The 12,823-nt window shown below is 68.5% G+C and carries 14 protein-coding genes; 5 read left to right on the top strand and 9 right to left on the bottom strand.

The annotated features are described in order from the left end of the window. Positions 1 to 4: 4 nt before the first annotated feature. From A5753_RS15090 to glmS, 4 genes are all read right to left on the bottom strand, one after another. Positions 5 to 1,426 (bottom strand): NAD(P)H-hydrate dehydratase, encoded by a 1,422-nt coding sequence (locus tag A5753_RS15090; RefSeq protein WP_067129416.1) that lies wholly within the window; start codon positions 1,424 to 1,426, stop codon positions 5 to 7. 126 nt (positions 1,427 to 1,552) lie between these two features. Continuing rightward, entirely contained in the window at positions 1,553 to 2,269 is a 717-nt protein-coding gene (locus tag A5753_RS15085; protein WP_231990083.1) for a rhomboid-like protein, read from the bottom strand. Positions 2,270 to 2,338: 69 nt separating this feature from the next. Then, entirely contained in the window at positions 2,339 to 3,274 is a 936-nt protein-coding gene (locus tag A5753_RS15080) for a DUF4436 domain-containing protein (protein ID WP_067129413.1), read from the bottom strand. A gap of 123 nt (positions 3,275 to 3,397) precedes the next feature. Next, complete coding sequence (glmS, locus tag A5753_RS15075) at positions 3,398 to 5,272, bottom strand: glutamine--fructose-6-phosphate transaminase (isomerizing) (RefSeq protein ID WP_067129410.1); 1,875 nt, start codon at positions 5,270 to 5,272, stop codon at positions 3,398 to 3,400. Positions 5,273 to 5,415: 143 nt separating this feature from the next. On the opposite strand from glmS, the gene A5753_RS15070 reads away from it, so the two are divergent. The 5 genes from A5753_RS15070 to A5753_RS15050 all read left to right on the top strand — a co-directional run bounded on the left by A5753_RS15070 (position 5,416) and on the right by A5753_RS15050 (position 8,535). Continuing rightward, on the top strand, positions 5,416 to 5,757 hold the full coding sequence (locus tag A5753_RS15070; protein WP_082971336.1) for a DUF2510 domain-containing protein: 342 nt from the start codon (positions 5,416 to 5,418) through the stop codon (positions 5,755 to 5,757). A 198-nt stretch (positions 5,758 to 5,955) separates the two neighbouring features. Further along, positions 5,956 to 6,153, top strand: a complete 198-nt coding sequence (locus tag A5753_RS15065; protein WP_067129562.1) for an Rv1535 family protein — start codon at positions 5,956 to 5,958, stop codon at positions 6,151 to 6,153. An 81-nt stretch (positions 6,154 to 6,234) separates the two neighbouring features. Then, complete coding sequence (locus A5753_RS15060; protein WP_067129406.1) at positions 6,235 to 7,074, top strand: dienelactone hydrolase family protein; 840 nt, start codon at positions 6,235 to 6,237, stop codon at positions 7,072 to 7,074. A gap of 31 nt (positions 7,075 to 7,105) precedes the next feature. Further along, positions 7,106 to 7,456: an ester cyclase gene (locus tag A5753_RS15055; RefSeq protein WP_067129403.1), complete on the top strand. Its 351-nt coding sequence runs from the start codon at positions 7,106 to 7,108 to the stop codon at positions 7,454 to 7,456. 38 nt (positions 7,457 to 7,494) lie between these two features. After that, positions 7,495 to 8,535: an LLM class F420-dependent oxidoreductase gene (locus A5753_RS15050; RefSeq protein WP_067129400.1), complete on the top strand. Its 1,041-nt coding sequence runs from the start codon at positions 7,495 to 7,497 to the stop codon at positions 8,533 to 8,535. Between the two features lie 4 nt (positions 8,536 to 8,539). Here A5753_RS15050 and A5753_RS15045 read toward each other — a convergent pair whose 3' ends face one another. From A5753_RS15045 to rplM, 5 genes are all read right to left on the bottom strand, one after another. Beyond that, positions 8,540 to 9,949, bottom strand: coding sequence for a hypothetical protein (locus A5753_RS15045; RefSeq protein WP_067129398.1), 1,410 nt, complete (start codon positions 9,947 to 9,949; stop codon positions 8,540 to 8,542). Positions 9,950 to 9,952: 3 nt separating this feature from the next. After that, on the bottom strand, positions 9,953 to 10,282 hold the full coding sequence (locus A5753_RS15040; RefSeq protein WP_067129395.1) for a type VII secretion target: 330 nt from the start codon (positions 10,280 to 10,282) through the stop codon (positions 9,953 to 9,955). 42 nt (positions 10,283 to 10,324) lie between these two features. After that, complete coding sequence (gene glmM, locus A5753_RS15035) at positions 10,325 to 11,671, bottom strand: phosphoglucosamine mutase (protein ID WP_067129392.1); 1,347 nt, start codon at positions 11,669 to 11,671, stop codon at positions 10,325 to 10,327. A gap of 149 nt (positions 11,672 to 11,820) precedes the next feature. Beyond that, the gene (rpsI, locus tag A5753_RS15030) at positions 11,821 to 12,339 is read right to left on the bottom strand and encodes a 30S ribosomal protein S9 (RefSeq protein ID WP_369829321.1); all 519 of its coding nucleotides are present in this window, start codon (positions 12,337 to 12,339) and stop codon (positions 11,821 to 11,823) included. Positions 12,340 to 12,356: 17 nt separating this feature from the next. Then, positions 12,357 to 12,800, bottom strand: coding sequence for a 50S ribosomal protein L13 (gene rplM, locus A5753_RS15025; RefSeq protein WP_067129560.1), 444 nt, complete (start codon positions 12,798 to 12,800; stop codon positions 12,357 to 12,359). Positions 12,801 to 12,823 lie beyond the last annotated feature (23 nt).

Raw genomic sequence — 12,823 nt, 5'->3', positions numbered from 1 at the left:
GTTCTTATATGGCGGCCAGGGCGGCTCGGATGTGCGGCACTATGCGCGACGCCGAGGTGGGCGCTTCGCCGGGGCCCGGGTGAGCGGCCGACAGGGCGGCCGCCCGCGCGTGCACGAAGGCCGCGGCTGCCGCCGCCTCGGCTGACGGCAGCCCCGACGCCAGCAGCGCGCCGATCATCCCGGACAACACGTCGCCGGAGCCGGCGGTGGAGGCCCACGACTGCCCGGCCGGATTGAGGTACACGGGGCCGCCCGGACCGGCGATGACCGTGACGTTGCCCTTGAGCAACACCGTGGCGCCGTACGCGTCGGCCAGCTTGCGGCACGCACCCACCCGGTCATCACCGGGTGAGTTACCCGCCAGCCGGGCGAATTCACCCGCGTGCGGGGTCAGCACCGTCGGTGCGGTGCGGTTGGCCACCAGCTCGGGATGGGCCGCCAAGATCGTCAGCCCGTCGGCGTCCACGATCACCGGCAGATCGGTTTCCAGCGCGAACCACAGCGCCGCGGCGCCGACGTCGTCTGTGCCCAATCCCGGCCCGACGACCCAGGACTGCACCCGCCCGGCCGACGCGAGGGTGGGCGACGCGATCACCTCGGGCCAGTGTGCGAGCACCTCGCGGTGCGCGCTGCCGGCGTAGCGGACCATGCCGGAGGTCGCAGCGACGGCGGCGCCGGTGCACAGCACGGCGGCGCCCGGATAGGTCGACGAGCCGGCCATCACACCGGTGACGCCCTGGGTGTACTTGTCGTCGTGGGGTCCGGGCACCGGCCAGCGGGCCGCCACGTCGTCGGCCTCGAAGCCCAGCACGTCGGTGTCGGGCAGATCGAGTCCGATGTCGATCAACTTCACCCGTCCGCAGTCGCCCAGTGCGTGCACGGGTTTGAGCCCACCGAAGGTGACGGTCAGGCAGGCGTGCACCGCGGGACCGGTGGTCGCCCCGGTCGCGGCGTCGATGCCGCTGGGGATGTCGACGGCGATCACCGGGATTCTCGCGTCGTCGACGGCGGCGAACACCTCGGCCGCGGCGGGTCGCAGCGCTCCGGAGCCGGAGATGCCCACCACGCCGTCGATGACGAAATCGGTTGTGGTCGAGACGCTTTCGACGATGCAGCCGCCGGCCCGCCGAAATGCCGCCAGGCCTTTACGGTGGGTGCGCTCGGGGTTGAGCAGAATCGCGTCGGCGGCCGCGCCGCGACGGCGCAGAAAGGTGGCCGCCCACAGCGCGTCACCGCCGTTGTCTCCGGAGCCGACGACCGCGCACACACGGCGCCCGGTAACCCCGCCGGTGCGGGCGTCCAATTCGCCGATGATCTCGGTGGCCAGCCCATACGCCGCGCGCCGCATCAGCGCACCGTCGGGCAGGCTGGCCAGCAATGGCGCCTCGGCCTGGCGGATCGCGTCTACGGAGTAGTAATGCCGCATCGGAATCAGATTACGTGCCGTCGCGGCGCGGGACAGCCGCGCTCGGTTCGCCGGCGCCCATGGCGGCCGGCGTGACCTCGGAATGAACTGGTGCTCAAGGTCTTTCGGCTCCGGTCGGTGCCGGCATCAGGCCGAGGGCTCCGGCGGCACATTGCGGCGCGCCATGGCCCGCAGACGCACGGGACTCAATGGGCTGCTGCGTTTCGAGCGCGTGCGAGTCATCGGGTAGAAGCACAAGCCGATGAAGATCGAGGTGAAGTGCCCGATCGCGGTGAAGTTCAATTCGCCGCCCATCGTGATCAGCGGGAAACCGAAGATGATGAACAACACCCCGAGATATCCCCAGCGCCACGGCCGGACGATGTGGTAGCTCAGCACGGCCATCACGCCGACGAGGAAATAGCTGACCCCGATGTCGCGGGCGTGCACCAGCCGTTGCGGGGCCTCGTGGTCCTCGATCGCGAAGTAGAGGATGCCTTCGCTGATGTAGGTGGCAAGGATGTGTGAGCTCAATCCCACAGTGAGCCAGCGGAGCTGGCCGAGCCAGTGTTCGGCCGGCGCGAGAAACAGAGTGAACAGCAGCAGGTAGGGCTCGAAGTTTTTGCCGTCGATCCACAGCAGGCTGGCGAACAGGACGCCGAGCGGGTCGCTGCCCAACTCGTGAATGTTGGTGGAGCGGTGCAGCAGTACGGAGTGCAGCTCCCGGCCGGTGAGATGGGTCTGGATGAAGGTCGTGATCATGAGCACCAACAGCCAGCCGTAGGTCAACGGGGCGCTGATGACGAAATTCCAGACCACCAGCGTCATGCTGCGCACTCGTTCGCGAACCGATGGACCAGCCACGACATCAACCTTCGCACGCGCGGCGGGGCGCCGGACGACTTCGGCGGCAAACACGCCGCCCGCGACCGGCTACTTCGCCGGCGTGGGGGCCCGATCCACCGGCGCCGGATCCGGTTCCGGGGCCGGATCCGGTGCCGGAGCGGTGGGCGCCGGCGCGGGGGCGGGTACCGGCAAATGCCTCCACCAGCAGCCGATGTAGAGAATCATCGAGACCGCCAACGCGACCAGCACCCAGATGATGACGGTGATATCGACCCAGCTGCCGAATGGCGGCGAGCCGGGTAGCGCGTTGCGCAGTGGCACGACCGCGAACAGCATGGCCGCGTACCACGTCGTCATGGGTGGCTGAAACGGCCGCCGGTCGCGCGCCGTCTGAATCGCCACGACCAGAGCCAGACTGGCGATCGTGATGAGCACGCCGAGGATCACGATCGCGAACGCCGCGGTGCTGAGCGAGCGCCGCACGTTCAGTCGGTAGGGACCGTCCGCCTGCGATCTGGTGGCCGATAGCCGCCACCCCGAAAGGTGATCGACGAAGGTGATCGGCACATGGTCGGGTGCCCGGTCGGTGTCAGGACCGTAGAAGATCTCGACTTCGATCGGCCCCGAGCGATATTGATCGAAGGGCCAGCGCTCGATCTGGCCGGCGATGGTCAGCGGGACGGCCATCAGGCCCGGAAGCATGCCCTTGGTCCAGGTATGCCGGGAAGGCATCGCGGCCGACCTGACGCGCAGGCTCAGATCGTCCTTGAGGTGGTGGGTTTTCGGGTCCAGCAACGCCGATCCGGGATTGAACGCCAGATTGACGGCAAGCACGCTGTTGTTGGACTGAATGTCTTCTACGTTGATGGTCGCCGACGGCTTGTCGCCGTCGACGGTCGCAGTGGCAACATCAAGACGCCGGCCAGTTCCGCTTTGCGCGTACATCCCGACCGCTACCGCGTATGCGGCGAGGATCAGGACGACGAGGCCTACGACGCCGTATTTCGTGCCGGCCGATCGCATACTTCCTCCCGTACGGACTTCAACCCAACCCGCCTGCCGCAAATGCTGCCCCAGGGCAATGTAATGGATCGGCCGGATGTCCACCGGTGATACGGGCGAAGAAGCGGCGCGAGCTATGCGCGCCTATTCAACGGTGACGGACTTGGCCAGGTTTCGCGGCTTGTCCACGTCGTAGCCGCGGGCCTGGGCCACCGACGCGGCGAACACCTGCAGCGGGATGGTCGACAGCAGCGGCTGCAGAAGCGTTGACACCGAGGGGATTTCGATCAGGTGATCGGCGTAGGGGCGCACGGTGTCGTCGCCTTCCTCGGCGATCACGATGGTGATCGCGCCGCGCGCCTGGATCTCGCGGATGTTGGACAACAACTTGGCGTGCAACACGGCCGACCCCTTAGGGGACGGCATGATGACGATGACCGGCAGATCGTCTTCGATCAGCGCGATCGGGCCGTGCTTGAGCTCGCCCGCGGCAAAGCCCTCGGCGTGCATGTACGCCAATTCCTTCAGTTTCAGCGCGCCTTCGAGCGCCACCGGGTAGCCGACGTGGCGGCCCAGGAACAGCACCGTCGGGGACTGGGCGAACTGGTAGGCCAGGGCGGCCACCGGCTTGATCGTCGCGATGACCCGCGCGACGAGGTCCGGCATTGCTTCCAGTTCGTGGTATTCGCGCTGCACCTCGTCGGGGTACTTGGTGCCCCGGGCCTGCGCCAGTGCCAGCCCCACCAGATAGTTGGCGGTGATCTGGGCCAGGAACGTCTTGGTTGAGGCCACTCCGATCTCCGGGCCGGCGCGGGTGTAGAGCACGGCGTCGCACTCGCGGGGAATCTGCGAGCCGTTGGTGTTGCAGATCGCCAGGACCTTGGCCTTCTGCTCCTTGGCGTGCCGGACCGCTTCAAGGGTGTCCGCGGTCTCGCCGGACTGCGAGATGGCGACCACCAGGGTGCTGCGGTCCAGAACCGGGTCGCGGTACCGGAATTCGCTGGCCAGCTCGACCTCGACCGGCAGCCGCGTCCAGTGCTCGATGGCGTACTTCGCCAGCAGGCCGGAGTGATACGCGGTGCCGCAGGCCACCACGAACACCTTGTCGATCTCACGGAGTTCCTGATCGGAAAGGCGCTGTTCGTCGAGCACGATCCGGCCGTTGACGAAGTGTCCCAGCAGGGTGTCGGCCACGGCGGTGGGCTGCTCGGCGATCTCCTTGAGCATGAAGTACTCGTAGCCACCCTTTTCGGCGGCGGCTAGGTCCCAATCGATGTGGAACTCGCGGTACGCCCCGGGTCCCAGGTCGTCGTTGCCGTCGAAATCGGTGATCCGGTAGCCGTCGGCCGTGATCACCACGGCCTGGTCCTGCCCGAGTTCGATGGCGTTGCGGGTGTGCGGGATGAAAGCCGCCACGTCGGAGCCGACGAACATCTCGCCGTCGCCGATGCCGATCACCAGTGGGGTGGACCGGCGGGCGGCGACGATGGTGCCGGGCTCCTCAGCGTTGGCGAACACCAAGGTGAAGTGGCCGTCCAGGCGGCGCAGCACCGCGAGCACCGACGCGCCGAAATCGCCTGCGGTGGGGCCATGGCGGTATGCCTGCGACACCAGATGCACCGCCACCTCGGTGTCGGTGTCGCTGGCGAACTCCACGCCCTGGGCCTCCAGCTCGTGACGGAGGTTGGCGTAGTTCTCGATGATGCCGTTGTGGACCACCGCGATCTTGCCGGCGGCGTCGCGATGCGGGTGCGCGTTGCGGTCGGTGGGGCGGCCGTGGGTGGCCCACCTGGTGTGGCCGAGGCCGGTGGTTCCGGTCAGCGCCGACGCCGGCATTTCGGCGACCGCCTCTTCCAGGTTGGCCAGCCGGCCGGCACGACGGCTGACCGTCAGCGTGCCGTCGCCGTTTACCAAGGCGACGCCCGACGAGTCGTAGCCGCGGTACTCCATCCGGCGCAGCGCGGACATGACGACCTCACAGGCGGGCTGCTGCCCGACGTAGCCGACAATTCCGCACATTCTGAACAGGGTAGTGCAGGTGGCGCACCAACCCCGCACTCCGCGGGTAGGGTTAGGCCGCCCACCTGCGCGAAAGGCCCACTGTGACCTACCCCTACCGCCAGTTCACCCTGCGGCTCACCGAGCACATCGGTGCGGTCGTCATGTTTCAACAGCGCACCTACACCTTCACCGGCACTCTCGAGCAATGCGAACGGGCGTACCGCAGCGCGCAAACGCACAACTTGGTGGCCGGTTGGTGGAGCGTGTTGTCGCTGTTGGCGATGAACTGGGCCGCGCTGATCTCCAACTGGACCGCCATCCGGCAGGTACGCAGGCTGGCCGGCCAGCCCCCGCCGGCCGGCCACATTCCCGCGCCGCCCGTGGCGGCCGGCCCGCCACCGGGGTGGTATCGCGACCCTTCAGGGCCCGGGCAGCGATACTGGGACGGCGCCAGGTGGACGTCGTGGACCCATCCGCAGAGCCCATTCACTTATTCGCCATAAACGGCGGAAATGTATTTCACCTGATGTGTTTGCAGCGTTTCCGATCGCATCGATATTTACGGGAAACATCGCCCTAACATTCGAATCACTAGCAAATACCGAAGTCGTCAATGGTTGTTAACCGGAAATTGCGCAACGGGTCGTATTGAGATGCGTAACTTTCTGCGACCGCCCGCCGGGCGCCATCAGGAGGCAATCATGACCGCAGTTCGCTACGACGATCTGGTGGCCGCCCCCATGGCGCCGGCGCATCGGCCGGTGCCGAGGCCGCGCCCGCAGGCGTCGGCAGACTGCGGGAACCCGTTGATGGAGATGACCACCAGGCTGTTATCGGTTCCGCTGCACCAGCTCTACGCAGCGCTGTGGCGGATGGGCGTCATCGAGGTCAGGGGCTAGAAACGCCCCGCCCCTCGGCCGGGCTGGCGGGCGGCATTCCTTCTCACCCGGCGCCCGATTGCGATGCGCTAACGTCAACGCGTGGCCCGCATCCGCAAACTCGTCGCAGCTCTCAGCCGCCGTGGCCCCCATCGGGTTTTGCGTGGTGACCTGGCCTTCGCCGGCCTGCCGGGCGTGGTCTACACCCCCGAGGCGGGGCTGAATCTGCCCGGTGTGGCGTTCGGCCACGACTGGCTCACAGGCGCGGCCCGGTATTCGAACTTGCTGGAGCATCTGGCGTCGTGGGGCATTGTGGCCGGCGCTCCCGACACCCAGCGCGGCCTGGCTCCCTCGGTGCTGAACTTTGCCTTCGATCTCGGCACCGCCCTGGACATCGTGTCCGGCGTGCGCCTGGGCCCCGGCAAGATCAGCGTGCACCCGGCCAAGCTCGGCGTGGCCGGTCACGGCTTCGGCGGCTCGGCGGCGGTGTTCGCCGCGGCCGGGATGCCCGCCAAGCCCGCCGCGGTCGCGGCGATTTTCCCCAGCGTCACCAGCCCGCCGGCCCAGCAGCCGGCCGCCACGCTGAAGGTTCCCGGGGTGATCTTCACCGCGTCCGGCGATCCCAAGACGCTGAACTCCAACGCGTTGGCGCTGGCCGAGGCGTGGGACGCCGCGACGCTGCGCATCGTCAGCAAGGCCGAGCCCGGTGGGCTCGTCGAGGGCCGCCGACTGACGAAGGTGCTGGGGCTGGGTGGCGCGCACCGCCGCACCCAGCGGTCGGTTCGGGCGCTGCTGACCGGTTACCTGCTCTACACCCTGGGCGGCGACAAGAAGTACCGCGATTTCGCCGACCCGCAAGCGCACCTGCCGGGCACGGATGCGATCGACCCCGAGGCCGAAGCTATTCCCCTGGAAGAGAAGGTCGTCGCGCTGCTGAAGTGAGGCCGCAGGGCTGATTGGGTAAGTGACCTCTATGTCGACCGTGCAAGCGCTCTATGACCGCTGGATCATCGAACTGTGGAACGGCCGGCCCATCGCGGCCGAGATCGTCACCGACGACTTCGTGGGCCACTGGCCCGGCCGGGACGTGTGCGGACCCCTGGAGCTCGCGCAGATCATCGAGCAAACGCGAAGCATGTTCTCGGACTTAAGTTTTGCCATCGAAATCGGTCCGCTGTCGGACGGCGACCTGGTCGCCGGACGCTGGGTGGGCACCGGTCTCGGTCCGGACGGTCCCGTCTCGTTCACCGGCAACGACATCCTTCGCCTCGCCGCCGACGGCCAACGGTTCGCGGAGTACTGGACGGGCACTTCTGCGGGCTGAGGATCCCGGCCCGCGTTACAGCGTGGTAAGTGTCATTGATGCGAATCGGGATCGCCCTGAACTACTCGGGTGGCTTTCACGAGGCCGTGGACCGCGTGGTCGAACTCGAAAAGTCCGGCATCGAAGTCGTGGTGGTGGCCGAGGCGTACGCCTTCGACGCCATCAGCCAATTGGGCTACCTGGCCGCCAAGACCAACACCGTCGAGTTGGCGTCCGGGGTGCTGCCCATCTACATCCGCACGCCGTCGCTGCTCGCGATGACCGCCGCGGGGCTGGACTACGTGTCCGACGGACGATTTCGCCTCGGCATCGGCACCTCCGGGCCGCAGGTGATCGAGGGATTCCACGGCGTCCCGTTCGACGCCCCGATCGGCCGCACCCGCGAGGTCGTCGAGATCTGTCGCAAGGTGTGGCGCCGCGAACGCGTGCAATACGACGGCAAACACTACCAACTGCCGTTGCCCGCGGATCGCGGAACGGGTCTGGGCAAATCGCTGCAACTCATCAATCATCCGGTGCGCGAACGCATTCCGGTCAGCATCGCCGCGTTGGGCCCCAAGAATGTCGAGCTCACCGCCGAGATCGCCGAGGGCTGGCAGCCCGTCTTCTACCTGCCTGACAAGGCCGCCTCGATCTGGGGCGAGTCGCTGGCGGCCGGCGCCGCCAAGCGCGATCCCGCCCTCGGACCGCTCGACGTGATGGTGCACGCGTCGCTGGCCATCGGGGACAACCTCGACGATCGGCTGTCGTGGGTCAAGCCGCAGCTGGGCCTCTACATCGGCGGGATGGGCGCCAAAGGCCGCAATTTCTACCACAACCTGGCGACGCGGTATGGGTTCGGAGAGGTCGCCGACCGGATCCAGGAGCTGTACCTGTCCGGCCGCAAGCGGGAGGCCATCGACGCGGTGCCCGACGAGCTGGTGCGCGGCTTGTCGCTGATCGGCCCAGCCGAATACGTCGCCGAACGCATGGCCGCCTTTGCCGACGCGGGTGTGACCACCCTGTTGGTGAACCCGCTGGCCGCCGACCGCGCCGAATCCATGCGGTTTGTCGAGGAAGCCCTGAAGCTGCAGCCCTGAGCTGTCACTGGCCCGCCTGCGGAAGCTGGTCGGCGGCAATCTCGCACGGCGTCGAGCCTTGGCCGGCCGCGGGTGCCGGTTCGGCGACGGGAGCGGCGGGCGGTGCCGGTGGCGCGTCAGGTTCCGCCGTGTCGGCCGGCGGTGGGGCCTCGACCGGCGTGTCGTCGGGCCCGGGCTGAGGTTCGCTGACGGGCTGGCTGATGTCGACGGGATCGTCTGGATCATCGGGGGTCTCATCGGCACCGGCCTCGTCGTCGGCGACGTCCACGGTGTCCTCGGGATCATCTGCATCGAAAGGCGTTTCGTCGAAAGGATTCTCGCCGTCGCTCAGTACATCCGCGCCGTCCGGCCCGTCACCGGTCGATCCAATCAGCCCGGCCACCGCGTCGACGATCCGGCCGGCCAGCCCGAGAAGGCCGCCGCCACCGCCGAGTCCGCCGCCGAGCCCGCTACCGAGGTCGCCGTCGCCGAGCCCGCTACCGAGGTCGCCGCCGCCGAATCCGCCGCCGAGTCCGCCCAGATCGCCTGCCGGCACGCCGAGGGCATCGCCGAGCGCGGTTCCCCAATTCGCAGGCGGCGCGGCGGCCGGCGGGGGTGCCGGAGTCACCGGAGTCGTTGCGGCACCGACCGGATCGGGCACAGCGGCCGCTAACGTCGGCGCGGGATCCACGGTCGGTACGGGCGCCGTGTCCACCGGCGGGGCGAGCTGCACCGGCGCAATTCCCGCCCCGAGATCGCCCGGGAATTCGAAGCGCGCCGTCGGGACGGCGGTCATCTTGTCGATGACCATGGCATAGGCCGTCTCGACGCCGTCCGAGGCGGACCGCATCGCCGTCACCCAGTCGTTACGAATGTCGTTGTCCACGTAGGGCATCAGCTGCTGGCGCACCACTTCGGCCGCGCCGTCCCGGTCCCCCGCCAGCACCGCGGCGGCGGCGGCCAGCCATGCCGGCCGCTGAACACGCACGCGGTCGTCGACGGCGATGGCGGTCGCCACCTCCGAATCGACCAGATACCAAAGGTTGTCGCGCAGCGACTCGCAGCGTTGGGCCGCCGCGCGCAGTTCGGTGACGACGGCGTCGCCGGTGTCGCAATGCCGCTGCAGCAGCTGCACCGCGGCGTCCGCGCCCGGACCTGTCCACGCCGCGGCCAACTCGGCCACCTGACCGCGCTGCATCCGCAGCGCTTCGGCCGCCACCACGCCCGCCGCCCGCAACTCCGCACAGTCGCGGTCCAGCACGCGCAGGTCCAGGCCGTCCTCACTCGCATACCGCTCGCGCACCTGCACGGGATGCGTTGTCAGATCGGTGTTTTGGTAGCCCAGCGCGTGACAGGCCTGCACGTAGGTCTGGGCGTGCTCGACTGCGGCCCGGCCCTCGGCGAGGCGCGCGGCCACATCCAGTCGGTCGGCCACGGGCTAGGCGATCCGTGCCGCGGCATACAGGTCTGCGTCGGCGTAGCGTTCGGCGCTCGACCGCAGCGCGGCGGCGATCTCGGCCGACGCACGCGACCACTGCGACACCTGCGCGGCCAGCCGCTCCAGCTCGACGCGCAGCGCGTCGCCGCGCGCGGTGTGCATTCGCCCGGCGGTGCCCCCGCCGAAAGCCAGCCTGGACAAATGGTCGCATACCGCGCGGTCGATGAATTCGGCTGCCATCGCGAATTGGCTAGCGACCCGCCGCGCCGCCGACAGGTCGATCTGCGTGCGGGCGATGGTTACAGGTCGTGTTCCCCCAACGGATTTCATGTCTTATCCGACGCCCCCGGGCGCGGTGGGGTTCCGGGGAATCTACAGCGCGTCGCTGACCACTTCGGCGACTCGGGTGGCGACCCGCTGAGCGAGGTCCTTCTCGGGCGCCTCCACCATCACGCGGATCATCGGTTCGGTTCCGGAGGGGCGCAACAGGATTCGGCCGGTGTCGCCCAGTTCGGCCTCGGCCTGTCCGACGGCGCTCTGCACCGCGGGCGCGTTGGCCGCGGTGTCCTTGTCGGCGACCGTCACGTTGATCAGCACCTGCGGCAACGTCTTCATCGCCGAGGCCAGCTCGTCCAGCGACGAGCCGGTTTGCACCATGCGGGTCATCAGCCGCAGGCCGGTGACGATGCCGTCGCCGGTGGAGCCCAGCGCGGGCATCACGATGTGCCCGGACTGCTCGCCACCGAGGCTGTAGTCGCCCGCCCGTAATTCCTCGACGACGTAGCGGTCGCCAACTCCGGTGGTGCGCACCGTGATTCCGGCCGAGCGCATGGCCAGATGCAGGCCCAGATTGCTCATCACGGTGGTCACCAGTGTTTTGGACGCCAGTTCGCCGGCCTCGTGCATCGCGAGCGCGAGCACCACCATGATGTGGTCGCCGTCGACAAGGTTGCCCCCGGCGTCGATGGCCAGGCAGCGGTCGGCGTCCCCGTCGTGCGCCAGGCCCAGGTCGGCGCGGTGCGCGACGACGGCCGCGCGCAGCGATTCCAGGTGCGTGGAGCCGCAGTCGTCGTTGATGTTGAGCCCGTTGGGATCGGCGTTGATCGCGATCACGCGGGCACCGGCCGCGCGGTAGGCGCGCGGGGCCACCGCGGACGCCGCGCCGTGGGCGCAGTCCACCACCACCGTCAAGCCGTCGAGGCGCAGCGTGCTTGCCTTGCTCAGGTGGCGCAGGTAGCGGTCGTCCGCGTCCTCGGCATCGATGACCCGGCCGATCCCGGCGCCGACGGGACGCAGCCCGGGATCGACAGGGACATCGGCGAGCAGCGCTTCAATGTCATTCTCGGTGCCGTCGTCGAGCTTGTGGCCGCCGGGCCCGAAGATCTTGATGCCGTTGTCGGGCATGGGGTTGTGCGACGCCGAGATCATCACCCCGAAGTCGGCGTCATAGGCGCCGGTCAGGTAGGCCACCGCGGGCGTCGGAAGCACCCCGACCCGCAGCGCGTCGACGCCCTCACTGGTCAGCCCGGCGATCACCGCGGCCTCCAGCATTTCGCCGCTGGCCCGTGGATCGCGGCCGATCACCGCGACCCTCCGGCCCGGTGCCGGCGCGCTCGCCAGGTGACGCGCCGCCGCGGAACCCAGCGAAAGCGCCAGCTCGGCGGTCAACTCGCGATTGGCGACCCCACGGACACCGTCGGTGCCGAATAGTCGACCCATGCGACCAAACCTCTCACAGTTGTCGGGCTAGCACCTAACTTGCCCGTTCCTTTGTGAACGAAACGGGCCGCGTCAGGGCGCAGACACGCCGCAACCGGCCACAACTTGCGCACCAAGATGCCAAGTTGTGGCCGGATAGCGACTGCTGATCAGCGCTTGCTGTACTGAGGCGCCTTGCGGGCCTTCTTCAGGCCGTACTTCTTGCGCTCGGTGGCACGCGGGTCACGGGTGAGGAAGCCCGCCTTTTTCAGCGGGGGCCGGTCCTCGGGCTGGGCCACGATCAGTGCCCGGGCGATGCCCAGTCGCAGCGCGCCGGCCTGCCCCGAGGGGCCGCCGCCGTGCAGCAGCGCGTAGATGTCGAAGCTCTCCACCCGGTCGACGGTGACCAGCGGCGCCTTGATGAGCTGCTGGTGCACCTTGTTGGGGAAATAGCCCTCCAAGGTGCGGCCGTTCAGGTTGAACTTGCCGGTGCCGGGCACCAAACGCACCCGCACCACGGCCTCCTTGCGGCGGCCGACGGTCTGGATGGGCCGGTCGAACACGAAGGACGCCGCGGGAGCGGGGGCTTCGGCGGTCTCAGAGGCCTCGACCGGGGCTTCGGTCACCTCGGCGACGGCCTCTGCGGCTTCTGGGGTTTCCGGGGTTTCCGGGTTCTCCGGGTTTTCCAAGGCCTCGGTCGTTTCGGTCACTGGGCCACCTGCTTGATCTCGTACGGAACGGGCTGTTGTGCGGCGTGGGGGTGCGTCGGACCGGCGTAGACGTGCAGCTTGCGCGCGATCTGACGGGCCAGCTTGTTCTTGGGCAGCATGCCGACGATCGCGTCCTCCACGACACGGTCGGGGTGCTTGGCCATCAGCTCGCGCATGGTGCGGCTGCTCAGACCGCCGGGATACCCCGAGTGGCGGTAAGCCAGCTTCTTGTCCAGCTTCTGGCCACTGAAGGACACCTTCTCGGCGTTGATGACGATGACGAAGTCACCGCCGTCGACATTGGGGGTGAACGTCGGCTTGTGCTTGCCGCGCAGCAGGGTGGCTGCCGCGACGGCAAGGCGGCCAAGCACCACGTCCGTGGCGTCGATGACGTGCCACGACCTCGTGGTGTCACCCGCCTTTGGCGTGTACGTAGGCACAGCGCTTACCTTCTTCTTCTCGA

It is taken from the genome of Mycobacterium sp. 852002-51971_SCH5477799-a (genome assembly GCF_001667145.1).
In the GTDB taxonomy this organism is placed as follows: Bacteria; Actinomycetota; Actinomycetes; order Mycobacteriales; family Mycobacteriaceae; genus Mycobacterium.
Note: the sequence above shows the minus strand (reverse complement) of the source record. Positions and strands in the feature narration are given on the sequence as shown.